Raw genomic sequence first — 25,247 nt, 5'->3', positions numbered from 1 at the left:
GCACATTGGATCACTCGGATCGTCGGAATCACTCGGATCCGGCGATCCACGGCGATCGCAGGCGCCCAAGAGGCTACGGGGGACGCAGAACATGAGCCAGGACGGCGCGCAGGGCCGGTACGCGGGGCGGGCAGTCGCCGGCGGCCGCTATCAGCTGCGCGACTTGCTCGGCGAGGGCGGCATGGCCTCGGTGCATCTCGCGTACGACACCGTGCTCGACCGGCAGGTCGCGATCAAGACGCTGCACACCGAGCTCGGCCGCGAGCAGGCGTTCCGCGAGCGCTTCCGCCGCGAGGCCCAGTCCGTGGCGAAACTCACCCACACCAATATCGTCTCCGTCTTCGACACCGGCGAGGACGAGCTGGGCGGTATGACGACGCCGTACATCGTCATGGAGTACGTCGAGGGCCGTCCCCTCAGCTCCGTCTTCGACGAGGACGTACGGCAGTTCGGCGCGATGCCCGCCGACAAGGCGCTGAAGATCACCGCGGATGTGCTGGCCGCACTGGAGATCAGCCACGAGATGGGCCTGGTCCACCGGGACATCAAGCCGGGCAACGTGATGGTCACCAAGCGCGGCGTCGTCAAGGTGATGGACTTCGGCATCGCGCGCGCCATGCAGTCCGGTGTGACGTCGATGACCCAGACCGGCATGGTCGTCGGCACCCCGCAGTACCTCTCGCCGGAGCAGGCGCTGGGCCGGGCCGTGGACGCCCGATCCGACCTGTACTCGGTCGGCATCATGCTGTTCCAACTGGTCACCGGGCGGCTTCCGTTCGAGGCGGACTCGCCGCTGGCGATCGCGTACGCGCATGTGCAGGAGGAGCCGGTGGCTCCCTCCTCCATCAACCGCGCGCTGCCGCCGGCCGTGGACGCGCTGGTCGCCCGCGCGCTGAAGAAGAACCCGAACGAACGCTTCCCGAGCTCGGAGGCCATGCGCGACGAATGCCTGCGCGTGGCCGCCTCCTTCCAGGCTGCCCCGCCGAGCATCGTGCCGGGCGCGCAGACGCAGAGCGGCCAGGGCGTGGGCGCCGCGGTGTTCCCGCCGGTCGGCCAGACGCCCCCGCCCTCGGGTCCCGTCCAGACGCCGTACCAGCAGACTCCGCAGACCCCGGCCCCGCAGACCCCGGCCCCGCATCCGTACGGCACCCCGCCGCCGTCGATGCCTTCCCCGGCGTACGGCTATCCGCAGCAGCCCGGCTACCAGACGCCGCCGCCCGCCGCCTTCTCCCCGCAGCACGGCCATCCGACCCCACCGCCGTACACCATCTCGCCGCAGCCGGGGGCCCCTTCGGGCGGCGGCAGGAACAACCGGCCGGTGATCATCGGCTCGATCGTCGTGTCCATCGTCGCGGTGGTCGGCCTGATCGCGGCGCTGGCGCTGAACGGTGACAGCGAGGACAAGGGCGGGGGCGGAAGCGGAAGCGGCCCGACCGCGACGGCCTCGGTGACGAAGGCGGCGGGCTACCGGGAGGGCGACAGCTCGAAGACGATCGAGACGACCGAGTGCACCGAGCCACAGGAGTCGTATCTCGACCCCGACAAGGTGACGATGCCGGACTTCACGTTCAAGTACTGGCCGTCGGTCGTCGAGTGCCTCGACGCCGCGGGCTGGGATTACGAGAAGAAGGACGTGAACGAGAACACGTTCGGCCAGGGCACCGTCATGCGGCAGACTCCCAAGGCGCGCACGGACTTCGATCCGGACGATCCGCCGACGATCACGTTCGAGGTCTCGACCGGCAATCCCGAGTGACGATGTGAAAGGGCCCGGCAGCATCGGCTGCCGGGCCCTTCGCGGAACGGGGGCCGGCGGTTACAGGTACGGCCCGCCCGAGCGGCCGCCCTGGTGGTGCTCGCCGTCCTCGTGGCCGCCGACGCCCGGCGGGAGGGCGCGGCGCATCTGCTCCAGCTGGGCACGCGCCGCCATCTGCTGGGCGAACAGCGTGGTCTGGATGCCGTGGAAGAGGCCCTCCAGCCAGCCGACCAACTGGGCCTGCGCGATCCGCAGTTCCGCGTCGCTCGGCGTCGCCTCGTCGGTGAACGGCAGGGAGAGCCGCTCCAGCTCCTCGACGAGCTCCGGAGCCAGACCGTCCTCCAGTTCCTTCACCGAACTGGCATGGATCTCCTTCAGCCGGACCCGGCTCGCCTCGTCCAGGGGAGCGGCACGCACTTCCTCGAGCAGCTGCTTGATCATGCTGCCGATCCGCATGACCTTCGCCGGCTGCTCCACCATCTCCGTCACCGGAACCTCGCGGGAGTCCTCGTCTCCGTTGCCGCCGGTGAGCGCCATCCCGTCCTGGCCCACGACCAGGATCTGGGGCGTCTCGGACGGCCTTTCGTTCCTCGGCATCTCCATGCCGCCATTCTCTCGCACCCGTACAGCTCATCATCGTGGTGCCCCCGCTGGGGAGAGATCCACCGTTTACGGTGAGGTACTTTCCGTCACTCCCCGGCCCGGTTGAGCCGCAGCAGGCGGGCCTCACAGATGTCGAGCCAGCGACTCTCCGCCTCGGCGTGGAAGACGAGCTGCTCCAGGACGAGCAGTCGGGCCGTCTCCTCGGGATGCTCGTGCGTCCGCGCGAGCGCCTCGGCCCGCTGCCGTACGTAGTCGTGCAGGGCCTCGGCCACATGCCTGCGCTGCACCCCCACGACCTCCCGTACGTCCACCCCGGGCGCCCCGACCGCCATCGCCAGCTTGATCGCCAGCTCGTCGCGGGGCGGGCTCGCCCGCTCCACGGGCCGCGCGAACCACGCCCGCAGCTCGGCGCGGCCCGCGTCCGTCAGCGCGTAGAGCACCCGGTCGGCGTCGTCCACGCCGTCCTGGACGACCAGACCGTCCCGCTCCAGCCGGCCGAGGGTCGTATAGACCTGGCCGACGTTCAGCGGCCAGGTCCCGCCCGTGCGCTTCTCGAACTCGGTGCGCAGCCGTGAGCCGTAGCGGGCGCCGGGTTCCAGGAGCGCCAGCAGCCCGTGTCGTATCGACATAACCGGATTGTGCGCCGGATTCGGTCGGGTGGCGGAGTCCGGAATGCCGGGTGTGCGGGGTGCTGTGAGGCTTGTTCGCATGACTCCATGGCCGACCGTGGTGCGGAAGCGACGGGTGCGCAAGCGACGGGTGCGGCCGCCAGCTGCCTCCGGCGGTTTGCGGGCGCACGCCGCATTGCCCTGTGTGACCGGGACGGGGGTGGGGATGGCGAGAGCGCTGGTCGTGGTGGTGATGGGGCTGGCGGTGGGGCTGTGGGGCGCTGGGGTGTCGTACGGCCTTGAGGGGTGGCGGGATACGGCTGATCCCGGGGTTTCCTCCGGCTCCACGCCTGCGCCGGAGGACTCTGGGGACGGCGCTGAGGGGTCCTCCGGGGAATCCTCCGGCTCCTCGTCCGAATCCCGGCCTTCGTCGGCCTCAGGACCGAGGGCAGAGGAACGGGAGGAGTCCGGGGACTCCTCCGCTTCCTCCCCTTCCTCCGCTTCCTCCGCTTCCTCTGCTTCCTCCGCCGCGCGCGGCGAGTCCGGGGCGCCCGGCTCGGGTAAGCCGACGGAATCCGGAAAGGCACGTCCGTCCAAGGCACGGCCGTCATCCGCCGCTCCCGCTCACGGTCCTGTCACTTCTCCTGCCGCACCCTCCGACAACCCGTCCAGGGCTGGGAGCCGGGCGGGTGAGGGACGCGAGCGGCCGGGGCGGAAGAAGGGGCCGCTGGAGGACGAGGAGGCGACGAGGGGCGAGCAGGACGGCGGTGCGGGCCACGACAGGGACGAGGAGGAGGACGGATCGACGTTGCCGGAGGCGGAGGGCGAGGACGACGGCGGGAGTGCGCAGGAGAGCGCGGGTGCCGTCGATCACCCCGCCGGGGACACCACCACCGGACCGTCCACCCCGCCGGACCGGCCCGTACGGCAGCCCGTGGCGCATGCCGAACCCGTACGGGAGATCCTGCCCCTCGGCACCGGGCTGGTGCTCATCGGGCTCGGCCTGGGCCTCGCCTTCGTGGGCCTGCGGCTGCGGCGCGCGTAGCGGGTGCCGTGGGAGGACGGATCCTCGGTTGCCGAGACGGGCGGGCGGCGCCTTGTCGCCGCCGCCCGCCCGCACGCATCGAGTCGCCCTACGACGCGACGAGGAGCACCTTTCCGACGTGCCCGCTCTCCTCGACCACCCGGTGTGCCTCGGCGGCCTCCTTCATGGGGAGCTCCCGGTCGACGACCGGGCGTACGTGGCCGGCGTCCAGCAGCGGCCACACGTGCTCGCGTACGGCTGCCACGATCGCCGCCTTCTCGGCGAGCGGGCGGGCCCGCAGCGAGGTCGCGCTGATGGCGCCGCGCTTGGCCAGGAGCGCGCCGATGTTGAGCTCGCCCTTGACGCCGCCCTGCATGCCGATGATCGCCAGGCGTCCGTTGACGGCGAGGGCCTGGATGTTGCGGTCGAGGTACTTGGCGCCCATGTTGTCGAGGATGACGTCGGCACCGGCCCCGTCGGTGGCCTTTTTGATCTCGGCGACGAAGTCCTGCTCCCGGTAGTTGATCAGGACGTCGGCGCCCAGCTCGGCGCACCGGTCCAGCTTCTCCTTGCTGCCCGCGGTCACGGCGACCTTGGCGCCGACGGCTTTGGCAAGCTGGATGGCCATGGTGCCGATGCCGCTGGAGCCGCCGTGCGCGAGCAGGGTCTCGCCGGGGCGGAGGTGGGCGACCATGAACACGTTCGACCAGACCGTGCAGACCACCTCGGGCAGCGCGGCGGCCCGCGTGAGGCTGACGCCCTTGGGCACGGGCAGCAGCTGCCCCGCCGGTACGACGACCTTCTCGGCGTAGCCGCCGCCCGAGAGCAGCGCGCACACCTCGTCGCCGACGGCCCAGCCGGAGACACCGGAGCCGAGTTCGGTGATCCTGCCGGAGCACTCCAGGCCGGGGTAGGGGGAGGCACCGGGCGGGGGGTTGTAGAAGCCCTGCCGCTGCAGGAGGTCGGCGCGGTTGACGGCACCGGCCGCCACCTCGACCAGTACCTCGCCCTCACCGGGCACGGGATCGGGGACCTCGTCCCACACCAGCGCCTCGGGCCCACCAGGTTCGGGAATCGTGATCGCATGCATGGCAGGACGCTACTCCTCGGTCTCCCGTCCCATGTCCCTGCGTCCTGGAGGCGTCCATGGGCCCTGCAAGCGTCCGTGCGCGGGCCCCATCCGAAATCGCCGTGCGCGACCGATGAGTTTGCGCGACGGTAAAGGTCTCCCCATGCGTAGCCCACGCACGCGGAAGGACACCCCACCATGAGCCAGCACACCTCCGGCCTGGCCATCGAGACCGCGGGTCTGGTGAAGACGTTCGGTGAGACACGGGCCGTCGACGGCGTGGACCTCGCGGTCCCGGCCGGCACGGTCTACGGCGTCCTCGGCCCGAACGGCGCCGGCAAGACCACCACGGTGAAGATGCTCGCCACCCTCCTGCGACCCGACGGCGGCGAGGCCCACGTCTTCGGCCACGACGTGGTGCGCGAGGCCGACGAGGTGCGCGGCCGGGTGAGCCTCACCGGTCAGTACGCCTCCGTGGACGAGGACCTCACCGGCACCGAGAACCTGGTCCTGCTGGGCCGGCTCCTCGGACACGGCAAGAAGGCCGCGCGGGAGCGTTCCACGCAGCTCCTGGAGGCCTTCGGACTGACGGATGCGGCCGGGAAGCAGGTCAAGAACTACTCCGGCGGCATGCGGCGCCGTATCGACATCGCCGCGTCCATCCTCAACACCCCCGACCTGCTCTTCCTCGACGAGCCGACGACCGGTCTCGACCCGCGCAGCCGCAACCAGGTGTGGGACATCGTGCGCGCGGTCGTGACCCAGGGCACCACCGTGCTGCTGACCACGCAGTACCTGGATGAGGCCGACCAGCTGGCCTCCCGTATCGCCGTCATCGACCAGGGCAAGGTCATCGCCGAGGGCACCAAGGGCGAGTTGAAGGCGTCCGTCGGCGCCGGTTCCGTCCATCTGCGGCTGCGCGATCCCGCCCAGCGGACCCTCGCGGCGGAGCTGCTGCTCCGTGCCCTCGACGCGCAGGTGCAGCCGGAGCCCGACCCGGTCGCCCTGACCGCCCGTCTGAGTGCGGCGGCGAGCGACGACACCGCGGCCGAGCAGGCCGCCCGCGCGCTGAACGAACTCGCCCGGGCCGGCATCACCGTCGACAACTTCTCGCTGGGCCAGCCCAGCCTGGACGAGGTGTTCCTCGCCCTCACCGGACACGACACCCACGCCTCCCGAGACGGCCAGAAATCCCCCGACGCCGACTCCCACTCCGGCTCCGACTCCGGCTCCGGCTCCGGCTCCGGCTCCAATGACAACGCCGACGACAAGAAGGGCGGGGTGGCGGCATGAGCACCGCGACGACCTCCGAGAGCAAGGACCTCGCACCGGTCAGCACCGAGTCGCTCGCCGCGCTGCTCGTCGCCGGGGAGCGGCCGCCGCGGCCCAGCGCGTGGTCGGCCTCCATGACCTTCGGCTGGCGTGCGGTCCTGAAGATCAAGCATGTGCCGGAGCAGCTCTTCGACGTCACCGCGTTCCCGATCATGATGGTGCTGATGTACACCTACCTGTTCGGTGGGGCCCTGGCCGGGTCGCCGAAGGAGTACATCCAGTTCCTGCTGCCGGGCATTCTTGTGATGTCGGTCGTGATGATCACGATGTACACCGGTGTCTCGGTGAACACCGACATCGAGAAGGGCGTCTTCGACCGCTTCCGGTCGCTGCCCATCTGGCGGCCGTCGACCATGGTCGGCTATCTGCTGGGCGACGCCCTGCGCTACACGATCGCGTCCGTCGTGATGCTCACCGTGGGCATCATCCTGGGCTACCGCCCGGACGGCGGGGTCGGCGGCGTGCTCGCCGGTATCGCGCTGCTGGTCGTCTTCTCGTTCGCGTTCTCGTGGATCTGGACGATGTTCGGGCTGATGCTGCGCAGCGAGAAGTCGGTGATGGGCGTCAGCATGATGGTGATCTTCCCGCTCACCTTCCTGTCCAACGTCTTCGTCGACCCGAGGACCATGCCGGGCTGGCTGCAGGCGTTCGTCAACAACAGCCCGATCACCCATCTGTCCTCGGCCGTCCGCGCGCTGATGGCGGGCGACTGGCCGGCCGACGAGATCGCCTGGTCGCTGGGCTGGGCGGGTCTGTTCGTGCTGGTCTTCGGGCCGATCACGATGCGGTTGTACAACCGCAAGTAGCCGGGCCGGGCGTCAAAGAGGCCGAGGGACGTCAGATGGGCTGCATCCCAGGGGGCAGACGCCGGTCATCAGGTGCGACCTGACTGCCCGGCGTCGCCCGCACGATGGTGATCAGCCGGTCCGTCAACTCCAGTGTCCCGACGTCCGGATCGTCGTATCCGAGCACCCGGTGCCCCCGTACGACGCTGACCACCAGGTCCTCCGTCTGCCGCGGGCTCTTGCCCACCTCGGCCTTTATGACCGGCCGTTCGATGATGTCGAGCCCGCTGCCCTGCTGGATCAGGTCCTCCAGGACCATGCCGGCGGCGGGGCTGAGCACGGACAGGCCGAGCAGCCGGCCGGCCGCGCTGGCGCTGGTGATGACCGCGTCGGCGCCGGACTGTTTCAGCAGCGGGGCGTTCTCCTCCTCGCGCACCGCGGCCACGATCTTCGCGCCGCGGTTGAGCTGCCGGGCCGTCAGCGTCACCAGGACGGCCGTGTCGTCGCGCTGGGTCGCGATGATGATCTTGCGTGCCTTGTGCACCTCGGCCCGCCTCAGCACCTCGCTGCGCGTCGCGTCGCCCACGACACCGGCGTATCCGTCGGCGACCGCCGCGTCGATCACCTTGGAACTGGGGTCCACCACGACGACCTGGTCCTTGCTCAGGCCCGTCGCGATGACGGTCTGGATCGCCGAGCGTCCCTTCGTGCCGAAGCCGACGACGACGGTGTGGTCGCGCAAGGAAGACCTCCAGCGGGTCAGACGCCATTCCTCCCGGGTCCGTTCGGTGAGGACCTCGAGCGTGGTGCCGACCAGGATGATCAGGAACAGCACACGCAGGGGCGTGATGACGAAGATGTTGGTGAGCCGGGCGGCGTCACTGACCGGGGTGATGTCGCCGTATCCGGTGGTGGAGAGGCTGACGGTCGCGTAGTAGAAGGCGTCGAGAAGGTCGACGGCACTGTCGGAGTTGTCGTTGTAGCCCTCGTGGTCGGCGTAGACGATCAGGGCGGTCGCCACGAGCAGCGCCAGAGCCAGTGCGACCCTCTTGGCGACCTGACGGAACGGATGCTCCACGATCTTCTTCGGAAGCTTCACCCGATGGGTCGCGACCCGTTCGTCCGCCTGACGGGCGATCGCGTCCTGGCCCGGAAGTTTCACGTGAAACACACCTCGATGCCGGCGCTCGCCCAGGGCAGATCGAGCAGTTCCGTCTCCTGACCTGCCCGCGCACCGCCCGGCGGTACGACGGCGACGGCGTCGGCCGCCGCCATGCCCCGCAGCATGGCCGGGCCGTGGTAGTGCAAGGGCACGGCATGGTCACCGCGCAGCACGACGGGGATGAGCCGGGTGTCGTACGGATGCCCGTGCGCCGCTTCCTTCAGCGGGAGGGTGTAGGACTCGGGCGCCGGGCGGGCGGCGAGGGTTCGCAGCAGCGGTTCTGCGAGGGTGAGCAGGCCGGAGACGGCGGCGAGAGGGTTGCCGGGCAGGCCGACGAGGTGCTGGTTCTCCTTGGTGCGGGCCAGCAGCATGGGGTGGCCGGGCCGCACCTTGACACCGTCCACCAGGAGTTCGGCGCCGATGCGCTCCAGCGTGGGGTGGACGTGGTCGACGGGGCCGGCCGCGGTGCCGCCGGTGGTGACGATGAGGTCGGCGTCGGAGCGGGTGAGGGCCTTGTGCAGGGCCTTGGCGTCGTCGCCGAGCCTGCGTACGGCGGTGACCTCGGCGCCGAGGGCGCGCAGCCAGGGCGGCAGCATCGGGCCGAGGGCATCGCGGATCAGACCGTCACGCGGGAGCCCTTCGGTCAGCAACTCGTCGCCGAGGACGAGGACTTCGACGCGGGGGCGGGGTACGGCGGTGACGGTGTCGTATCCGGCGGCCGCGGCCAGTCCGAGCACGGCCGGGGTCACGAGGGTGCCGGTGGCGAGCAGTTGGTCCCCGTTACGGCACTCCTGGCCGCGTGGGCGGATGTCCTGGCCGGGCTCGATCTCCCGGGTGGCGTGCAGACGGTCCTTGCTGTCCGTGCGGCCGTGCTCGCTGCGCAGGACGGCGGTGGTGTCCGGGGGAATGCGGGCGCCGGTCGCGATGCGGACGGCCTCGCCGTCGGTGAGCGGCTCGGGCTCGCCGTGCCCGGCCAGGACGCCCTCGTCCCGTACGTCCCAGGGGCCGGGGCCCGCGACCGCCCAGCCGTCCATCGCCGAGGTGTCGAAGGACGGCAGGTCGGTGAGCGCGGTGAGGGGGGCGGCCAGGGTGAGTCCGAGAGCGGCGTCGAGGGCGACCGAGACGGGCGCACGGTGGGCCGCCCGGGCGGCGGTACGCGCGGCGCGGGCGGCGATCTCGCGGGCTTCGGGCCAGTGGGTGGCCTTGTGGTGGCGGTCCGGGTTGTGGGGGCCCGGCGAGGGCGGGGCGGAGGTGGGCACGTGGCCGCCGGGGGTGTGATGGCCGTTGTGGTCGTTCACCAGGGCGAGCACCTCCTCGACGTCGAGGTCCTCGGCGTCCTCGTCCGCCCGGATGCCGCGGCCGGTCATCCGGCGTCCGGGCGGGTGGTGTCGGGCGTGGCGTCGGGGGCCGCGTCGGGCTTGGCGGCGGCCGCCTCGTCCGCCCAGCGAACGGCGAGCGCCGCCGCCTTGCGGGAGGCCTCGGCGACGGCTTCGGGGCCTCCCTCGCCGCCCTTCGCCTGCGCCGCCGCGTACCCGACGAGGAAGGTGGTCAGCGGGGCCGCGGGCCGTGCCACGCCGTGCGCGGCGTCGCGGGCGAGGTCCAGCAGCACCTTGGTGTCGACGTCGAGGTCGATGCCCAGTTCGTCCTTGACTGCGGAAATCCATTCATCCAACACGTGCCCATGCTCCCTGATGCGTGCCCTGGCAGTGGCGATGTCGTCCCAGGTGTCGCAGTCGAAGGACGCGACGGGGTCGGGGACGCGAGTGAGATCGAGGGCGCCGGTCAGCCGGCGCAGGGGGAGACCGGTGAGGCCACCGCCCTCAGGACGGGTGAGCGCGGCCAGTTCGCGGCGCAGCGCGGACGCACGGTACGCGGCGACGAGCGGCTGGTCGCGGCCGCCCGCGTCGGTGAGCAGCGCGCCGTCGGTGCCGCTGGTGCGCAGGGCGGCCAGCAGCCGCCGGACCGTGTCCTCGTCGAGGAAGGGCAGGTCGGCCGAGAGGACGACGACCCGCTCCGCCGTGGTGTGCCGCAGCCCGGCGTCGAGTGCGGCGAGCGGGCCGCCGCCGGGCGGGTCCTCGCGCGCCCAGGTCACGGGTCGTGCGGTGGGCCGGGGAGCGGCGACGACGACGGTGGTGCGCGCGTCGGCGCAGGCGGTGAGCACCCGGTCGAGCAGGGCGCGTCCGCCGACGCGCACGGCGGGCTTGTCGGCGCCGCCGAGCCGCCGGGCAGCACCGCCGGCGAGCACGACGGCGTCGTACGCGACGTCGTCCCCGGCATCGGCGGCGCCCTGCGCGCCCGTCGAGTCGTACGCGGTCACCCCCCGAGTATGCGTGCCCTCCCGATCACAGGGAACGCGGGGGAAGCAGCCGACCGCGGGTGGCGGCGTCGAACGGTCGGCCGCTGGGGCCCGTCACAGCGTGCGCAGCAGCACCGCCGGGTGTTCCACACAGTCCGCCACGTACCGCAGGAAGCCTCCTGCCGTGCCGCCGTCGCAGACCCGGTGGTCGAAGGTGAGCGAGAGCTCCACGACCTGCCGCACCGCCAGCTCGCCCTCGTGCACCCAGGGCTTGGGGATGATGCGGCCGACGCCGAGCATCGCGGCCTCGGGGTGGTTGATGATCGGTGTGGAGCCGTCGACGCCGAACACGCCGTAGTTGTTCAAGGTGAAGGTGCCGCCGGTGAGTTCCGCCGGAGTGAGGGTGCCCGCACGGGCCGCCTCGGTCAGCCGGGCGAACTCCGCGGTCAGCGACTCCGCGTCGCGTGCGTGCGCGTCCCGCACGACCGGGACGACCAGCCCTCGTTCGGTCTGCGCGGCGAACCCGAGGTGCACATGGTCGAGCTGGATGATCTCCCGGGCCTCCATGTCCACCGTGGAGTTGAGCTCGGGGAACCGGGCCAGGGCGGCGGTGCAGATACGGGCCAGCAGGGCGAGGAGGGAGATCTTCGTCCCGCCCGCGGCGTTCATCGCGGCGCGCGCCCGCATGAGCTCGGTCGCGTCGGCATCCACCCAGCAGGTCGCGTCCGGGATCTCCCGACGGCTGCGCGAGAGCTTGTCGGCGACGGCACCGCGGACGCCCTTGAGGGGGACGCGGATGCCGGCGGGGGGCGCGGAGGAACGGGCGGGGGACTGCGGAGCGGGAACGGCGGCGGAGGGTGCCGGAGCGGGTGCCGGGGGCGACGTCACGGGTGCGTGCGGTGCGGGCGTCGGCGTGGTGGTGCGTCCCTGTGCGGCGGCCGCACGCAGGGCGTACTCGACGTCGGCCCGCAGGATGAGCCCGTCCGGTCCGGAGCCGTGCAGCTCCCTCAGGTCCAGGCCGTTCTCCCGGGCGAGGCGGCGGACGAGGGGCGAGATGACCGGCACCGGTCCCTCGGGCACCTCCCGGGTGGCGGCCCTGCCGTTGGCGGAGGCGGCCTCCACCGGTACGGCGGGCGCCGGCTCTCCCGGACGCACCCTCCTGCGGCGCGCCGGTGCCTCGGAGGTGCCGTACCCCACCAGCACGTTCCCGGAGCCCTCGGTCTCCGTGCCGGAGGCAGGCGCCCCCACCGCCACCGTCAGCAGCGGCGCCCCGACGGGCAGTTCCGTGCCCTCCTCGCCGAAGCGGGCGGTGACCACGCCGGCGTAGGGGCAGGGGATGTCGACCATCGCCTTGGCCGTCTCGACCTCGACGACCGGCTGGTCGACGGCGACGACGTCGCCGACCTCCACCAGCCAGCGCACGATCTCCGCCTCGGTGAGCCCCTCCCCGAGGTCGGGGAGCTTGAACTCCAGCACCTGTGCCATCAGCTCTCGGCCTCCCACTGCAGACGCCCCACGGCGTCCAGGATCCGGTCCACGCCGGGCAGGTGGTGACGCTCCAGCATCGGCGGCGGGTAGGGGATGTCGAACCCGGCCACGCGCAGCACCGGCGCCTCCAGATGGTGGAAGCAGCGCTCCGTGACCCGGGCCGCGATCTCCCCTCCCGGGCCGCCGAACCCGCCCGACTCGTGCACGACGACCGCCCGTCCGGTCCGCCGTACCGAGGCGCTGACCGTCTCGTCGTCGAACGGCACCAGCGAGCGCAGGTCGACGACTTCCAGGTCCCACCCCTCCTCCCGCGCCGCCTCGGCGGCTTCGAGGCAGACGGGCACGGACGGTCCGTACGTGATGAGCGTGGCGCTCCGGCCCGAGCGCCGCACCACCGCGCGGCCAATCGGTTCAACGGTCTGCGGGTCCTCCGGGTTCCAGGAGTCCTTCGACCAGTACAGCCGCTTGGGCTCCAGGAAGACCACCGGGTCGTCGGAGGCGATGGCGGCGCGCAGCAGACCGTAGGCGTCGGCGACGGTCGCCGGGGTGACGACATGGAGCCCCGGAGTCGCCATGTAGTACGCCTCGGAGGAGTCGCTGTGGTGCTCGACACCGCCGATGCCGCCGCCGTAGGGGACACGGATGGTGATCGGGAGCGGCATCTTGCCGCGGGTGCGGTTGCGCATGCGCGCCACGTGCGAGATGAGCTGCTCGAACGCCGGGTAGGCGAACGCGTCGAACTGCATCTCCACGACCGGGCGCAGGCCGTACATGGCCATGCCCACCGCCGTGCCCAGGATCCCCGCCTCGGCCAGCGGGGTGTCGGTGCAGCGGTCCTCGCCGAACTCCTTCGCGAGACCGTCGGTGACGCGGAAGACGCCGCCGAGGGTGCCGACGTCCTCGCCCATGACGTGCACGGCGGGGTCTTCGGCCATGGCGTCGCGCATCGCGCGCGTGAGGGCCTGCGCCATGGTGGCCGGCTTGACGGCGACGGTGGTCATCGGTGCGACCCTTCCGACTCGGCTTCGAGCTCGGCCTGCAGCTGGGCCTGCTGTTCGCGCAGCTGCGGGGTGGGCTCGGCGTACACGTGAGCGAACAGGTCCCCGGGGTCGAGCGCCGGGTCCTGGTTCATGCGCTCGCGCAGGTCGGCGGCCATGGCCTCGGCGGCGTCCCGGGCCGCCTGCCTGCCGTCCTCGTCGAGCAGGCCGCGCTCGGTCAGCTCGTGCTCCAGGAGCGCGATCGGGTCGTGTCCGCGCCAGGTCTCCACCTCGGAGTCGCCGCGGTAGCGGGTCGCGTCGTCGGCGTTGGTATGGGCGTCGATGCGGTAGGTGATCGCCTCGATCAGCGTCGGGCCGCCGCCCGCACGGGCGTGCCGTACGGCGTCGGAGAGCACCTCGTGCACGGCAACCGCGTCGTTGCCGTCGACCAGGCGGCCGGGCATGCCGTACCCGACGGCCTTGTGGGCCAGCGACGGGGCGGCGGTCTGCTTGGCGAGCGGGACGGAGATCGCGAAGCCGTTGTTCTGGACCAGGAAGACGACCGGCGCCTGCCATACGGCGGCGAAGTTCAGCGCCTCGTGGAAGTCGCCCTCGCTGGAGCCGCCGTCGCCGACCATGGCGAGCGCGACCACGTCGTCGCCCTTGAGGCGGGCGGCGTGTGCGAGACCGACGGCGTGCGGGAGCTGGGTGGCGAGCGGCGTGCACAGGGGGGCGACGCGGTGCTCGTGGGGGTCGTAGCCGGTGTGCCAGTCGCCGCGCAGCAGGGTCAGCGCCTCGACGGGATCCACACCCCGGGCCACGGCGGCCAGCGTGTCGCGGTAGCTGGGGAAGAGCCAGTCACGCTCCTCGAGCGCCAGCGCGGCGGCGACCTCGCAGGCCTCCTGGCCCGTGCTGGACGGGTACACGGCGAGGCGACCCTGCTTCGTGAGCGCGGTCGCCTGCACGTTGTACCTGCGGCCCCGCACCAGCTCGGCGTAGAGCCGGCGCAGCAGGTCCGGGTCGGCCTTCGCGGCCGTGTCCGTGCCGAGCACGCGATACGGCTCCGCGTCGGGCAGCAGCGGCGCGGGGTCCATGCGGGGCTGCCAGGCGGGCGGCGGCGATGGCCGATACGCGCCTCGCTGCTCCATGACCGTCATGACGGCACCTCCTCGTGGGAGCGGCTACGGAAGGCGCAGCTGCAGTGATGCGCCTCACCTACCGATTGTTCGGTCGTCGGCACATTTTGGCTACAGGCCCCCTCAGGCTGTGGACAAACGGTTCTCCACAGCCTCCAATGAACGCAGTACGTCCACGGCGGGAAGGTGGGGGGACATGACGCCTGAACAAATGGCCGAGAGCCCGGACGGCGGCACCGCCCTGCCGCCGCGTCCGCTCGACGCCATCGATCAGGACATCCTGCAGATGCTCCAGGCGGACGGCCGCGCGTCGATACGGTCGGTCGCCGAGCGGGTCCATGTCTCGCGCGCCAACGCCTACGCCCGCATCAACCGCCTCATCGAGGACGGCGTCATCCGCGGCTTCGGTGCCCGCGTCAACCACGAACGCGCCGGTCACGGCACGTCGGCGTACATCACCCTGAAGATCGTCCAGAACACCTGGCGCACGGTGCGCGAGCAGCTCCGGCAGTTGCCCGGCGCCTCCCACATCGCCCTGGTGGGCGGCGACTTCGACGTCCTGCTCCTGGTGCACACGCCCGACAACAGGGCGCTGCGCGAGCTGGTCCTCACCCGGCTGCAGGCGATCCCGGAGGTGCTCAGCACGCGCACGCTGCTGGTGTTCGAGGAGGAGGACCTGGAGCCCCAGGGCTGAGCCGGGCGTCCCGGCCGTCAGCCGGAGGCCATCGCCATGGCCATCATCACCAGGAACACGAAGGGAAGGACCGCGCACCCCAGAGCGCAGCAGGCCGCCGTGATCCGCAGCATGCGCGCCGAGCGACGGCGCGGCAGCGTCCAGGCGATCGCGAGCAGCGCGAAGCCCCCGTAGATCATCACTTCGGGGCCGCTGAGGTAGCTGTCGACGCCGTACAAGCTGAGCTCCCACACGAGGAGCGGCAGCCCGAGCAGCGTGGCCACGACAGGCGCCTTCCACCAGGTCGGGTCGGCGGCGAGGAGCTGGGCGTCGTTCTCGGTCATACGGCACAGCTCACCAGCCCGGACCGCCCGCGCGCATCGGGCGGCGTACTCACCCGGCCACGCGCGCGTACTCAGACGGCCGCCGCGGGAGGCGCCGGTCAGCCCTCCTGGCGCAACCCGCCGAACACCAGCCGCACCACCGTGTCGGCGACCTCGCGCTCGTTCATGCCGCGGCCGTCCGGGCGGTACCACTCCACGATCGAGTTGATCATTCCGAAGACGAGCCGGGTCGCCAGCCGCACCTCCACGTCGGCGCGCACCTCCCCGTCGGCGGCGGCCGCCTTCAGCAGGTCGGCGACCCGGTGGTCGAAGTCGCGGCGCCGCTCCAGGGCCCAGCGCTCGGTCTCGGTGTTGCCGCGCACCCGCAGCAGCAGCGTCACATAGGGCAGCTCGGCTATGAGCACCTCGACCATGCGCCGTACGACGTACTCCAGCCGGTCGGCGGCGTGCCCCACGCGCGCGTGCTCCTCGCCGAGGATCCCGAAGAGGCCGTCGAGCGCCCGGCTGACGGCGCGGCGCAGCAGCTCCTCCTTGCCCGTGACGTGGTGGTAGATCGACGACTTGGAGATGCCGGCCGCCTTGGACAGGTGCTCCATGGAGGTGCCGTCGTAGCCGCGCTCGTTGAAGACCTGAACGGCGACGGAGAGCAGCGTCTCGGGCGTGTACGTGTCGCGCTTGGCGGTGGTCATTCGGTGCTGCCCTCCCGGGTCATGAGGTGCTGCCCTCGCGCTTGTCGGAGGCGTACGCGTGGCGGTACAGCGCGAGGGACGGCGCGTACCGCCCGGAGGGGTCGCGCAGGTGCAGGTCGTCGAGGAGGGCGTAGGCCCAGTTGCGGCCGAGCCTGCGGCTCCATTCGAAGGGGCCGAGCGGGTAGTTCACGCCGAGGCGCATCGCGGTGTCGATGTCCTCCTCGGTGGCCACGCCCTTGGCGACGGCGTCGTGCGCGAGGTCGACGATCCGGGCGACCGTGCGGGCGACGATCATGCCGGGGACGTCGCCGAGGACGCTGACGTCCTTGCCGAGCGCCTGGAAGAGGCCGGTGGCCTCGGCGAGCGTCTGCGGCGAGGTGTCCTGGGAGGCGGACAGGGCGATGCGGGTGGCCCGGCGGTAGTCGAGGGCGAGGTCGAAGTAGACGACGTCCCGGAACTCCACCGAGGTCTGGCCGTCGGCGAGCGCGAGCTGGCCGCCGCCGGGCAGCACCAGGCGGGTGCCGTGGTCCTCGTCCTCCTCGCGCACGGCGATGCCCGCCTCGCGGATCAGTGCGAGCAGCTCGGAGGCGGGGCCCAGGTCGCCCTCGGCGACGACGTAGGCGGGCGGGTTCGCCTTCTCGGCGGTGTGCGGCTCTGCGCGCTCGGCGTCCTCCGCGTAGTCGTACCAGCCGTGCCCGCTCTTGCGGCCGAGCCGGCCGGACTCGACCAGACGCCGCTGGGCGAGCGAGGGCGCGAAGCGCACGTCCTGGAAGAAGGACTGCCACACGGAGTGCGTCACGGACTCGTTGACGTCCTGCCCGATGAGGTCGGTGAGCTCGAACGCGCCCATCCGGAAGCCGCCGCACTCACGCAGCACGGCGTCGATGGTGGCCGGGTCGGCTCCTTGCGCCTCGTAGACCGCGAAGGCCTCGGCGTAGAAGGGCCGGGCGATGCGGTTGACGATGAAACCGGGGGTGTCGGCGCACGCGACCGGCGTCTTGCCCCAGGAGCGTGCCGTCTCGTACGCGCGCGTGGCCGAGGTGACGTCGGTGGCGAACCCGGAGACGACCTCGACGAGCGGCAGCAGCGGCGCCGGGTTGAAGAAGTGCAGGCCGACGAAGCGGCCGGGATTGCGCAGGGCGCCGCCGATGGCCGTGACGGACAGGGACGAGGTGTTGGTGGCGAGCAGGCAGTCCTCGCCGACGATGCCCTCCAGCTCGCGCAGCAGCTCCTGCTTGACGTCGAGGCGCTCCAGGACGGCTTCGACGACGAGGGCGCAGTCCGCGAGATCGGTGAGGTTCTCCGCGGCCAGCAGCCGCGCGCGGGCCGCGTCGCGGTCGGCGCCGGTGAGGCGGTCCTTCTCGACGAGCCGGTCGAGGCGCGCGCCGATCGCGTCGGCCGCGTCCCGGGCCCGCCCGGGCACGGCGTCGTACAGCCGTACGGGATGGCCCGCGACCAACGCGACCTGGGCGATGCCCTGGCCCATGGTGCCGGTGCCGACGACGGCCACGGGGCTGCTGAGGTCGAGTGCTGTCATGTGCGCGATCCTCCCGCACGGGGTTTTCCACAGATGCGGCGGACCCCCTTGTCCCGACCGATCGTTCGGTTACTCTAACTCTGACTGGCTGTTCCTGCCCATGTTTCTGCCCAGGTCATGAGCTCAACGGAGAGCTCAGGAAACGAGGAGTTGGTCCCGCATGGCCCCCGCCGAACTGACCACCCACGAGCTCATCGCCAAGCACCGGCCCACTCTCGACCAGGCGCTGGAAGCGATCCGCACGCGCGCGTACTGGTCCCCGCACCCCGAGCACCCCAAGGCCTACGGCGAGAACGGCAGCCTGGACGCGGCGGCGGGCAAGGCCGCCTTCGACGCCCTGCTCGGAGGCCGCCTCGACCTCGGCCAGCCCGGCACGGACGGCTGGGTGGGCGACGAGACCTCTCCGTACGGCATCGAGCTGGGTGTCGAGTACCCGCACGCGGACATCGACGTCCTGCTGCCGGCCATGCGGTCCGGCATGCGTCAGTGGCGGGACGCGGGTGCGGAGATGCGCGCGGTGGTGTGCCTGGAGATCCTCAAGCGGATCAGCGACCGGACGCACGAGTTCGCGCACGCGGTCATGCACACCTCCGGCCAGGCCTTCATGATGGCGTTCCAAGCGGGCGGCCCGCACGCGCAGGACCGCGGTCTGGAGGCGGTGGCGTACGCGTACGTGGAGCAGGTCCGCACGCCCGACACTGCGGAGTGGACCAAGCCCCAGGGCAAGCGCGACCCGCTCGCCATGACCAAGCAGTTCACGCCGGTGCCGCGCGGGATCGCCCTGGTCATCGGCTGCAACACCTTCCCGACCTGGAACGGCTACCCGGGCCTGTTCGCCTCCCTCGCCACCGGCAACGCGGTCCTCGTCAAGCCCCACCCGCGCGCGGTGCTGCCGCTCGCGCTGACCGTGCAGGTCGCGCGCCAGGTGCTCGCCGAGGCGGGCTTCGACCCGAACCTGGTCGCGCTGGCCGCCGAGCGGCCCGGCGAGGGCATCGCGAAGACGCTGGCCACCCGCCCGGAGATCCGGATCATCGACTACACCGGTTCGACCGCGTTCGGTGACTGGCTGGAGACCAACGCCCGCCAGGCGCAGGTCTACACGGAGAAGGCCGGCGTCAACACGGTGGTCGTCCACTCCACCGACGACTACAAGGGGATGCTCTCCAACCTGGCCTTCTCGCTGTCCCTGTACAGCGGCCAGATGTGCACCACCCCGCAGAACCTGCTCATCCCCCGCGACGGCATCCGCACCGAGGAGGGCCCCCGGACCTTCGACGAGGTCGTCGCCGACCTCGCCCGCTCGGTCGACGGCCTCCTCGGCGACGACGCCCGCGCGAACGCGCTGCTGGGGGCGATCGTCAACCCGGACGTCAAGGCGCGTCTGGAGGCGGCGGCGGGCCTGGGCGAAGTCGCCCTCGCCTCGCGGGAGGTCGGCAACCCGGAGTTCCCCGGCGCGGTGGTCCGTACGCCGGTGATCGTGAAGCTGGACGGGGCCAAGCCGGACGACGAGGCCGCGTACATGAGCGAGTGCTTCGGGCCGGTGTCGTTCGCGGTCGCGGTCGATTCCGCTGCGGATGCGGTGGAGTTGCTGCGGCGCACGGTCCGCGAGAAGGGTGCGATGACGGTGGGGGCGTACACCACCGACGACGAGGTCGAGCAGGCCGTGCAGGAGGTGTGCCTGGAGGAGGCGGCCCAGCTGTCGCTGAACCTCACGGGCGGCGTGTACGTCAACCAGACGGCCGCGTTCTCCGACTTCCACGGGTCGGGCGGCAACCCTGCGGCGAACTCGGCGCTGTGCGACGGGGCGTTCGTGGCCAACCGGTTCCGGGTCGTCGAGGTGCGGCGGGAGGCCTGAGCCGGGGGCTAGGCCCGGACAGCGCCCCCGGTGAGACTCCAGTGGTAGAGCGTCATCGCCACGCTCGTCGCCAGGTTGTAGCTGGAGACCTGGGGGCGCATCGGCAGGGACAGCAAGTGGTCGGCACGCGCGCGCAGTTCGGCCGACAGGCCGCTGCGCTCGGAACCGAACGCGAGGACGGCGTCGTCCGGGAGCTTGGTGCCCCGGATGTCGTCGCCCTCCGGGTCCAGTGCGAAGAGCGGCCCCGGTGGCAGCTCGGCCACGCCCAGGCGCTCCACCGCCGTCGCGAAGTGCAGGCCCGCGCCGCCGCGCACGACCGTCGGGTGCCAGGGGTCGAGGGTGCCGGTGGTCACCACGCCGGTCGCGCCGAACCCGGCGGCCAGGCGGATCACGGCCCCGGCGTTGCCGAGGTTGCGCGGGTTGTCGAGGACCACGACCGGGGCGGTGCGCGGGGTGCGCGCCAGCTTCTCGAGGTTGGCCGTGCGGGACGGACGTACCGCCAAGGCGGCCACCCCGGTCGGGTGCGGGCGGGGCACGAGGGAGGCGTACGTCGCCTCCGGCACCTCGGTCAGGAGCGCCTCGAGCGTCTCCCGGACGTCCGGGGCCAGCTCCTCGGCGAGGGCGAGCGTGCCCTCCCGGTCGACGGCGACCGCCACCGGGACCTCGGCGCCGAAGCGCACGGCGTGCTTCAGCGCGTGGAAGCCGTCGAGCAGTACCGAGGTCTCGGCGAGCCGGTTCCAGGAGGTCACGGTCATGCCGTGAAGCCTACGTGCGCGTGCTCGGGGTCCTCCGGGGTGCGCGGCGCGGGCGGGGGCATACGGTCGTCGCCGCGCCGAAGCGCAAGCGGGAGCCGTCCACGCGCGCGTGCCGCCCAGCCGCCCAGACGGCGCAGGAACGACGTCGGCAGGAAGACCGCGTCCGCCGCGATCATCGCCAGCGAGAAGAACGGCAGTCCGAGGACGACCGCGATCACGGCGTGCTCGGTGATCATGGCGGCGAGCAGGACGTTCTTGACCCGCCGGTTGAACAGCGTGAACGGGAACGCGACCTGCACGATCACCGTGCCGTAGGTGATGAGCATCACCATCGTGCCGCTGGAGGACAGCAGGTCCGCGAGGGCGGGCCAGGGTGAGAAGTAGTCGAGGTGCAGCGGGTAGTAGACGGCGGTGCCGTCCTGCCAGCGGGAGCCCTGGATCTTGTACCAGCCGGCGGTCGCGTAGATCAGGCATGCCTCGGCCATGATCACCAGCAGGGCGCCGTTGTGCACGATGTTGCCGATGACGTCGAGCAGGATGCGGGGCTGGGCGGTCCGCGCACGGCGGACCACGATCCACCACAGGCCCAGTCCCAGCCAGACACCCCACAGGATCAGCGGCACGGTCAGGTCGCCGTCGAGGCGGCCCGCCGCGGTCACCGCGACCAGCGCGAACCCGAGCACGCTCCACAGGGCCGGACCGACCCGGTCCGGACCGACGCGCTCGCCACGCGCGCGTGCCTCGCGCTCCTGCCGTGCCCGGCGCTCGTCCAGCGACCAGACCTGGCCGCAGCGCGTGAACACGAGGTAGACGCACATCAGGTGCAGGACGTTGTCGCCGCCGTCCCCCATGAAGATGGAGCGGTTCTGCAGCGAGAGCACGCCGACCATGAACAGCACGGACATCGTGCGGGTGCGCCAGCCGAGCAGCAGCAGAACGCTGGTCAGGACGGCGAAGGCGTAGACGGTCTCGAACCAGAACCGGCCGCTCGACCAGATCAGGGCGGTGAAGGAGCCGTTCGTCCCGATCAGCTGCTGGGCCAGATCGAAGTCCCAGGGGCCGTCGGGGCCGTACATCTCCTGGCGGTGGGGGAACTCGCGCAGCAGGAACAGCAGCCAGGTGGCGGCGAAGCCGATGCGGATCACGGCCGTCTGGTACGGGCCGAGGGCGGACTCGGTGACGCGGGCGATGCCGGAGGAGATGGCGAGGGAGAAGCGGTTCACCGGGCGTTCCCCTCGGTTGCGTCGGCTTCGTCGGCTTCGTCGGCCGGGACCCACCACCACGGCAGCACGCGGTAGGTCGGCCGGTCCGAGACCTGCTCGTCGCTCCACTTCGGCGGGCGGACGTTGGTGGTCCGGGAGCGGACCTGGACGCGTTCGACGACGCCGCCCTCACCGGCCGCGCCGGCGCGGTCGAGGCGCAGCTCCACTATCTGCCGCAGATACGTCTCGGACAGGGCGCCGCGCAGGCCCATGGGGCGGTTCTGGACGTCGTGCGTGGCGACGAAGAAGTCCCAGGCCCGGCGCAGCTCGTTCTGCTGGGTGTGGCTGGGCAGCGGATTGCCGTCGATGGCCCGGCCGTCCTGGGCGGACAGGTCGTACCAGCGGGTGGTGCGGCTGTCGCCGTCGGCCGTTCCGATCTCGGCGCGGACCTGCACCGCGATGTTCTGCTGCAGCGGATTGGGAGCGAACAGCTTCCAGTTCTGTTCGAACTCCGGGTATATCCAGTCGTCGATCGCCCGTCCGTGCTGCTTGGTGACCGTGTTGGGCGGGGCGACATGCAAGAAGACGAGGCCCACGTGGACGCAGACGGCGATCGCCACCAGCGCGAGGGCGAGGGCGGCACCGATCTGGTACCGCAGGGAGAGCGCGGCCACGCCCGTGCGGGGCTCGGGGGGCGGCGGGGCGGAAAGCGCGGGTGAGGGCGCGAGGGCGGAGGGCGCGGGCGAAAGCGGGACAGCGGCAGACGCGGTCGAAAGCGGGACGCTGGAAGGCGCGAGTGAGGGCGGAACGGCTGAAGGCGCAGGTGGGGGCGGGACGGCGGGCAGCGCGTCCTGCGGCTCCTGCTCCTGCCCCTGGGGGGCGGCCGAGCCTGCGTCGTACGCGTCTGCCATGCCGTTCTTTCCCCGATTCCGGTCCGTTCCGTCCTGCCTGAAGCGCTCGCACGGGAACGGTACTCAGGCCCACCCGCCGGGCACAGCCCCTGACGGGCCGCGGTCGTCCACACCATACGGGGGTCCCACAAGCCCGTACGGGCGTGATACGGGACCCTACGCGGGTCCTCCACACGGGTCGCCGACGCGGCATTCCCTTCTTCTAGAACCTGTTCTATCTTGACGCACCGTCAGATCGCCGTGCGTGTGTGGAAGGGCAGGGACCGTGGACTTCACCTTCACCGAGGAGCAGCAGGCGGCGGCCGAGGCGGCGCGCGGGGTGTTCGCCGGGGTCGCGCCGGACGCCGTGCCCTCTCCCGCGCTCACGCCGGGTGCCGTCGCCGACGACTTCGACCGCCCCCTGTGGGGCCGGCTCGCGGACGCGGACCTGCTGAGCCTGCTCCTCGCGCAGGAGTACGGCGGGGCGGGCCTGGACTCCATCGCGCTGTGCCTGGTGCTGCGCGAGTCGGCGAAGGTGCTGGCCCGGGTGCCGCTGCTGGAGAGCAGCGCCGCGATGGCAGCCGTGCAGGAGTACGGCGGTCCCGAGCTGAAGACCGAGGTGCTCGCGCCGGCCGGGCGGGGTGAGGTCGTGCTGACGGTCGCCGCGCACGGCCGCACCGGCCACGACCCGGCGGAGCTCGCGGTGACCGCGCGGGAGGACGGTTCGGTGTGGGTGCTGGACGGGATGCAGACCGCGGTGCCTTGGGCGTACGACGCCGATCTCGTCGTCGTGCCGGCCCGTACGGCCGCCGACCGGACCGTTCTCGCGGTGGTACCGCGCGGTGCGAAGGGCGTCTCACTCGGCGAGCAGTTCTCGACCAGCGGGGAGCGGCTGGGGGAGCTGCGGCTGGAGTCGGTGCGGCTCGCGGCGCGGCAGGTCATCGACGCCGAGGGGGCGTGGGAGTGGCTGCGGGAGCTGCTCGCCACCGGGACGTGTGCGCTGGCGCTCGGGCTGGGCGAACGGGTGCTGGCGATGACCTCGGAGTACGCGAGCAAGCGGGAACAGTTCGGGCATCCGATCGCCACGTTCCAGGCGGTCGCCGTGCAGTCCGCGGACCGTTACATCGACCTGCGCGCGATGGAGGCCGCGCTGTGGCAAGCCGCCTGGCGGATCGCCTCGGGGGCACCGGGGGCGCTGCCCGCCTCGGGAGACGTGGCCGTGGCCAAGATCTGGGCCTCGGAGGGCGTACGGCGGATCGTGCAGACGGCCCAGCACCTGCACGGCGGCTTCGGCGCCGACGTCGGCTATCCGCTGCACCGGTACCACGCCTGGGCCAAGCACCTGGAGCTGGCGCTCGGCCCGGCGGCGGCGCACGAGGAGGCGCTGGGGGATCTGCTGGCGGCGCATCCGCTGGGGTAGCCGGCGGACGCCGGCCGACCTACAGGACGTAGCCGGGCTGGCCCTCGTCGTTCACCACGGGGCGTCCCACCGCCGACCACACCTGCATGCCGCCGTCGACGTTCACCGCGTCGATGCCCTGCTGGACCAGGTACATCGCGACCTGCGCCGAGCGGCCGCCGGAGCGGCAGATCACATGGACGCGGGCGTCCTGCGGGGCGGCCTCGGTCAGCTCGCCGTAGCGGGCGACGAACTCGCTGATCGGGATGTGCAGGGCGCCTTCGGCGTGGCCCGCCTGCCACTCGTCGGCCTCGCGGACGTCCAGGAGGAAGTCGTCGTCCTTGAGGTCGGTGACCTCGACTGTGGGTACGGGGGATCCGAAGTTCATGGCTTCGACGCTACCGGACGCTGCGCTGGCCGGTGCCGGGCTCCTGAGGGGGTGGGTGGAACGGCCGTCCGGAGAGTGCGGGCTTCGTCTTGGTTTGTCGCGCCCACGCGGCGGAGCCGCATATCAATACAGCCCCGCGCCGCTTGAGGGCGTGTCCGCACCGCCTACCCGAGCAGTGCTGCCAGTTCCGCTTCCCGCTCCGCCACCTGCGCCAAAAGTTGCTCGGCGATCTCGTCGAGGAGGCGGTCCGGGTCGTCGGGGGCCAGGCGGAGCATCGCGCCGATCGCGCTTTCCTCCAGGTCCTTCGCGACCAGGGTGAGCATCTCCTTGCGCTGGGCGAGCCATTCGAGGCGGGCGTAGAGCTCCTCGGCAGGGGTGGGGCCCTGCTCCTTGGGCGCGGGTCCGGCGGCCCACTCCTCGGCCAGCTCCCGCAGCAGCGCCTCGTCGCCGCGGGCGTAGGCCGCGTTGACGCGGGTGATGAACTCCTCGCGCCGCCGCCGCTCGGCGTCCTCCTGGGCGAGGTCGGGGTGGGCCTTGCGGGCCAGTTCCCGGTAGAGCTTCCGGGCCTCGTCGCTGGGGCGCACGCGCTGGGGCGGCCGTACCGACTGGTCCGTGAGCATCGCCGCGGCCTCCGGGGACAGCCCGTCGCCGTCCATCCAGCCGTGGAACAGTTCCTCGACGCCGGGCATGGGCAGCACCCGAGCGCGTGCCTCGTCGGCCTTGCGGATGTCCTCGGGGTCGCCGGTGCGAGCGGCCGTCGCCTCGGCGATACAGGCGTCCAGCTCGTCGAGTCGGGCGTACATCGGGCCGAGCTTCTGGTGGTGCAGCCGGGAGAAGTTCTCCACCTCGACGCGGAAGGTCTCCACCGCGATCTCGTACTCGATCAACGCCTGCTCGGCAGCCCGCACAGCCCGCTCCAGCCGCTCCTCGGGCCGCGCCGCACCGTCCTCGACCGTCATCCGCGCCTCACCACCCTGCTCGGCTTCACCGGCGGGCACCTCGGCACCGCCCCGCGTCCCCGCACCTGCGGGCTCGGCCTGGGACTGCTCAGCTTCGGGCGTCGTCACCCGACCAGCGTAGGCCACGTGTGACCGCGTCAGCCGAGCCGAGCCCCGGGCACCGCCGCCCGGTGACCGCGTCAGCCGAGCCCGGGCGCTGCCGCCCAGACAGCACCGGCGTTGTTGCGGGCCTGCTGGGGCTGCCGCCCCAGACCCCGCTTCGGCCCTGAACGGGCCTCGTCCTCAAACGCCGGACGGGCTGACTGGCGCGGACCGGCGTC

At 72.0% G+C, this 25,247-nt stretch carries 24 protein-coding genes; 7 read left to right on the top strand and 17 right to left on the bottom strand.

The window, feature by feature from the left end; all coding sequences use genetic code 11:
• Positions 1–91: 91 nt before the first annotated feature.
• Complete coding sequence (locus ACIBU0_RS06665) at positions 92–1,756, top strand: protein kinase (RefSeq protein WP_398812626.1); 1,665 nt, start codon at positions 92–94, stop codon at positions 1,754–1,756.
• 60 nt (positions 1,757–1,816) lie between these two features.
• On the opposite strand, the gene ACIBU0_RS06660 is transcribed toward ACIBU0_RS06665, so the two are convergent.
• Together ACIBU0_RS06660 and ACIBU0_RS06655 are read right to left on the bottom strand one after the other, a co-directional pair.
• A complete protein-coding gene (locus tag ACIBU0_RS06660) occupies positions 1,817–2,359 on the bottom strand; it encodes a bacterial proteasome activator family protein (protein ID WP_398812623.1) in 543 nt (180 codons plus the stop codon).
• 86 nt (positions 2,360–2,445) lie between these two features.
• Positions 2,446–2,988 (bottom strand): PadR family transcriptional regulator, encoded by a 543-nt coding sequence (locus ACIBU0_RS06655; protein WP_398812620.1) that lies wholly within the window; start codon positions 2,986–2,988, stop codon positions 2,446–2,448.
• 787 nt (positions 2,989–3,775) lie between these two features.
• Between ACIBU0_RS06655 and ACIBU0_RS06650 the strand changes: the two genes are divergently transcribed.
• Positions 3,776–4,012 carry a hypothetical protein gene (locus ACIBU0_RS06650; RefSeq protein ID WP_398812617.1) on the top strand — a complete coding sequence of 79 codons (237 nt, stop codon included), beginning with the start codon at positions 3,776–3,778 and terminating at the stop codon, positions 4,010–4,012.
• Between the two features lie 88 nt (positions 4,013–4,100).
• On the opposite strand, the gene ACIBU0_RS06645 is transcribed toward ACIBU0_RS06650, so the two are convergent.
• Positions 4,101–5,081, bottom strand: a complete 981-nt coding sequence (locus tag ACIBU0_RS06645) for an NAD(P)H-quinone oxidoreductase (protein ID WP_398812614.1) — start codon at positions 5,079–5,081, stop codon at positions 4,101–4,103.
• Between the two features lie 177 nt (positions 5,082–5,258).
• On the opposite strand from ACIBU0_RS06645, the gene ACIBU0_RS06640 reads away from it, so the two are divergent.
• Complete coding sequence (locus tag ACIBU0_RS06640) at positions 5,259–6,353, top strand: ATP-binding cassette domain-containing protein (protein WP_398812611.1); 1,095 nt, start codon at positions 5,259–5,261, stop codon at positions 6,351–6,353.
• Positions 6,350–7,198, top strand: coding sequence for an ABC transporter permease (locus tag ACIBU0_RS06635; RefSeq protein ID WP_398812608.1), 849 nt, complete (start codon positions 6,350–6,352; stop codon positions 7,196–7,198). Before ACIBU0_RS06640 ends, ACIBU0_RS06635 begins: the two co-directional genes overlap by 4 nt.
• Before the next feature lie 31 nt (positions 7,199–7,229).
• Here the strand turns inward: ACIBU0_RS06635 and ACIBU0_RS06630 are convergent, their stop codons facing one another.
• The 6 genes from ACIBU0_RS06630 to pdhA form a co-directional block, all read right to left on the bottom strand.
• Entirely contained in the window at positions 7,230–8,339 is a 1,110-nt protein-coding gene (locus tag ACIBU0_RS06630; RefSeq protein ID WP_398812605.1) for a potassium channel family protein, read from the bottom strand.
• A complete protein-coding gene (locus ACIBU0_RS06625) occupies positions 8,336–9,706 on the bottom strand; it encodes a molybdopterin molybdotransferase MoeA (RefSeq protein WP_398812602.1) in 1,371 nt (456 codons plus the stop codon). Before ACIBU0_RS06625 ends, ACIBU0_RS06630 begins: the two co-directional genes overlap by 4 nt.
• Positions 9,703–10,656, bottom strand: a complete 954-nt coding sequence (locus tag ACIBU0_RS06620) for an NTP transferase domain-containing protein (RefSeq protein ID WP_398812599.1) — start codon at positions 10,654–10,656, stop codon at positions 9,703–9,705. Before ACIBU0_RS06620 ends, ACIBU0_RS06625 begins: the two co-directional genes overlap by 4 nt.
• 93 nt (positions 10,657–10,749) lie before the next feature.
• Positions 10,750–12,120 carry a dihydrolipoamide acetyltransferase family protein gene (locus ACIBU0_RS06615; RefSeq protein WP_398812596.1) on the bottom strand — a complete coding sequence of 457 codons (1,371 nt, stop codon included), beginning with the start codon at positions 12,118–12,120 and terminating at the stop codon, positions 10,750–10,752.
• Positions 12,120–13,124 (bottom strand): alpha-ketoacid dehydrogenase subunit beta, encoded by a 1,005-nt coding sequence (locus ACIBU0_RS06610; protein ID WP_398812593.1) that lies wholly within the window; start codon positions 13,122–13,124, stop codon positions 12,120–12,122. Before ACIBU0_RS06610 ends, ACIBU0_RS06615 begins: the two co-directional genes overlap by 1 nt.
• Positions 13,121–14,257 carry a pyruvate dehydrogenase (acetyl-transferring) E1 component subunit alpha gene (gene pdhA, locus ACIBU0_RS06605; protein ID WP_398812591.1) on the bottom strand — a complete coding sequence of 379 codons (1,137 nt, stop codon included), beginning with the start codon at positions 14,255–14,257 and terminating at the stop codon, positions 13,121–13,123. Before pdhA ends, ACIBU0_RS06610 begins: the two co-directional genes overlap by 4 nt.
• 190 nt (positions 14,258–14,447) lie before the next feature.
• Here pdhA and ACIBU0_RS06600 point away from each other — a divergent pair, with 190 nt between their 5' ends.
• On the top strand, positions 14,448–14,930 hold the full coding sequence (locus ACIBU0_RS06600; RefSeq protein WP_398813978.1) for an Lrp/AsnC family transcriptional regulator: 483 nt from the start codon (positions 14,448–14,450) through the stop codon (positions 14,928–14,930).
• 17 nt (positions 14,931–14,947) lie between these two features.
• On the opposite strand, the gene ACIBU0_RS06595 is transcribed toward ACIBU0_RS06600, so the two are convergent.
• The 3 genes from ACIBU0_RS06595 to ACIBU0_RS06585 form a co-directional block, all read right to left on the bottom strand.
• Complete coding sequence (locus ACIBU0_RS06595; protein WP_398812588.1) at positions 14,948–15,253, bottom strand: hypothetical protein; 306 nt, start codon at positions 15,251–15,253, stop codon at positions 14,948–14,950.
• A 98-nt stretch (positions 15,254–15,351) separates the two neighbouring features.
• On the bottom strand, positions 15,352–15,942 hold the full coding sequence (locus ACIBU0_RS06590) for a TetR/AcrR family transcriptional regulator (protein WP_398812584.1): 591 nt from the start codon (positions 15,940–15,942) through the stop codon (positions 15,352–15,354).
• Positions 15,943–15,961: 19 nt separating this feature from the next.
• Positions 15,962–17,479, bottom strand: a complete 1,518-nt coding sequence (locus ACIBU0_RS06585) for a 3-hydroxyacyl-CoA dehydrogenase (RefSeq protein ID WP_398812581.1) — start codon at positions 17,477–17,479, stop codon at positions 15,962–15,964.
• A gap of 160 nt (positions 17,480–17,639) precedes the next feature.
• Here ACIBU0_RS06585 and paaN point away from each other — a divergent pair, with 160 nt between their 5' ends.
• Positions 17,640–19,334, top strand: a complete 1,695-nt coding sequence (paaN, locus tag ACIBU0_RS06580) for a phenylacetic acid degradation protein PaaN (RefSeq protein WP_398812578.1) — start codon at positions 17,640–17,642, stop codon at positions 19,332–19,334.
• A gap of 8 nt (positions 19,335–19,342) precedes the next feature.
• Here paaN and ACIBU0_RS06575 read toward each other — a convergent pair whose 3' ends face one another.
• Genes ACIBU0_RS06575 through ACIBU0_RS06565 form a run of 3 tightly spaced genes read right to left on the bottom strand, consistent with a single transcriptional unit; the run spans position 19,343 to position 22,202 of the window.
• On the bottom strand, positions 19,343–20,089 hold the full coding sequence (locus tag ACIBU0_RS06575; RefSeq protein WP_398812574.1) for a TrmH family RNA methyltransferase: 747 nt from the start codon (positions 20,087–20,089) through the stop codon (positions 19,343–19,345).
• Positions 20,086–21,312 (bottom strand): HTTM domain-containing protein, encoded by a 1,227-nt coding sequence (locus ACIBU0_RS06570; RefSeq protein WP_398812571.1) that lies wholly within the window; start codon positions 21,310–21,312, stop codon positions 20,086–20,088. The genes ACIBU0_RS06575 and ACIBU0_RS06570 overlap by 4 nt, the downstream gene beginning before the upstream one ends.
• Positions 21,309–22,202: a DUF5819 family protein gene (locus tag ACIBU0_RS06565; RefSeq protein ID WP_398812568.1), complete on the bottom strand. Its 894-nt coding sequence runs from the start codon at positions 22,200–22,202 to the stop codon at positions 21,309–21,311. The genes ACIBU0_RS06570 and ACIBU0_RS06565 overlap by 4 nt, the downstream gene beginning before the upstream one ends.
• Positions 22,203–22,467: 265 nt before the next feature.
• Between ACIBU0_RS06565 and ACIBU0_RS06560 the strand changes: the two genes are divergently transcribed.
• Positions 22,468–23,601, top strand: a complete 1,134-nt coding sequence (locus tag ACIBU0_RS06560; RefSeq protein ID WP_398812565.1) for an acyl-CoA dehydrogenase family protein — start codon at positions 22,468–22,470, stop codon at positions 23,599–23,601.
• Between the two features lie 19 nt (positions 23,602–23,620).
• On the opposite strand, the gene ACIBU0_RS06555 is transcribed toward ACIBU0_RS06560, so the two are convergent.
• Positions 23,621–23,968, bottom strand: coding sequence for a rhodanese-like domain-containing protein (locus ACIBU0_RS06555; RefSeq protein WP_398812562.1), 348 nt, complete (start codon positions 23,966–23,968; stop codon positions 23,621–23,623).
• 164 nt (positions 23,969–24,132) lie between these two features.
• Positions 24,133–25,035: a hypothetical protein gene (locus ACIBU0_RS06550; RefSeq protein ID WP_398812559.1), complete on the bottom strand. Its 903-nt coding sequence runs from the start codon at positions 25,033–25,035 to the stop codon at positions 24,133–24,135.
• Positions 25,036–25,247 lie beyond the last annotated feature (212 nt).

It is taken from the genome of Streptomyces sp. NPDC049627 (assembly GCF_044465645.1).
GTDB lineage: Bacteria > Actinomycetota > Actinomycetes > Streptomycetales > Streptomycetaceae > Streptomyces.
The sequence above is the reverse complement of the archived record's forward strand: the minus strand, read 5'-3'. Positions and strand labels throughout refer to the sequence as shown.

Excerpts from the sequence above, each read along its gene's own strand:
- ACIBU0_RS06625 (WP_398812602.1), bottom strand. The coding sequence starts at position 9,706 with ATGACCGGCCGCGGCATCCGGGCGGACGAGGACGCCGAGGACCTCGAC.
- ACIBU0_RS06565 (WP_398812568.1), bottom strand. The coding sequence starts at position 22,202 with ATGGCAGACGCGTACGACGCAGGCTCGGCCGCCCCCCAGGGGCAGGAG.
- ACIBU0_RS06555 (WP_398812562.1), bottom strand. The coding sequence starts at position 23,968 with ATGAACTTCGGATCCCCCGTACCCACAGTCGAGGTCACCGACCTCAAG.
- ACIBU0_RS06600 (WP_398813978.1), top strand. The coding sequence starts at position 14,448 with ATGGCCGAGAGCCCGGACGGCGGCACCGCCCTGCCGCCGCGTCCGCTC.
- ACIBU0_RS06595 (WP_398812588.1), bottom strand. The coding sequence starts at position 15,253 with ATGACCGAGAACGACGCCCAGCTCCTCGCCGCCGACCCGACCTGGTGG.
- ACIBU0_RS06640 (WP_398812611.1), top strand. The coding sequence starts at position 5,259 with ATGAGCCAGCACACCTCCGGCCTGGCCATCGAGACCGCGGGTCTGGTG.
- ACIBU0_RS06590 (WP_398812584.1), bottom strand. The coding sequence starts at position 15,942 with ATGACCACCGCCAAGCGCGACACGTACACGCCCGAGACGCTGCTCTCC.
- ACIBU0_RS06660 (WP_398812623.1), bottom strand. The coding sequence starts at position 2,359 with ATGGAGATGCCGAGGAACGAAAGGCCGTCCGAGACGCCCCAGATCCTG.
- ACIBU0_RS06610 (WP_398812593.1), bottom strand. The coding sequence starts at position 13,124 with ATGACCACCGTCGCCGTCAAGCCGGCCACCATGGCGCAGGCCCTCACG.
- ACIBU0_RS06665 (WP_398812626.1), top strand. The coding sequence starts at position 92 with ATGAGCCAGGACGGCGCGCAGGGCCGGTACGCGGGGCGGGCAGTCGCC.
- ACIBU0_RS06585 (WP_398812581.1), bottom strand. The coding sequence starts at position 17,479 with ATGACAGCACTCGACCTCAGCAGCCCCGTGGCCGTCGTCGGCACCGGC.
- ACIBU0_RS06655 (WP_398812620.1), bottom strand. The coding sequence starts at position 2,988 with ATGTCGATACGACACGGGCTGCTGGCGCTCCTGGAACCCGGCGCCCGC.
- ACIBU0_RS06645 (WP_398812614.1), bottom strand. The coding sequence starts at position 5,081 with ATGCATGCGATCACGATTCCCGAACCTGGTGGGCCCGAGGCGCTGGTG.
- ACIBU0_RS06615 (WP_398812596.1), bottom strand. The coding sequence starts at position 12,120 with ATGGCACAGGTGCTGGAGTTCAAGCTCCCCGACCTCGGGGAGGGGCTC.
- paaN (WP_398812578.1), top strand. The coding sequence starts at position 17,640 with ATGGCCCCCGCCGAACTGACCACCCACGAGCTCATCGCCAAGCACCGG.
- ACIBU0_RS06575 (WP_398812574.1), bottom strand. The coding sequence starts at position 20,089 with ATGACCGTGACCTCCTGGAACCGGCTCGCCGAGACCTCGGTACTGCTC.
- ACIBU0_RS06635 (WP_398812608.1), top strand. The coding sequence starts at position 6,350 with ATGAGCACCGCGACGACCTCCGAGAGCAAGGACCTCGCACCGGTCAGC.
- pdhA (WP_398812591.1), bottom strand. The coding sequence starts at position 14,257 with ATGACGGTCATGGAGCAGCGAGGCGCGTATCGGCCATCGCCGCCGCCC.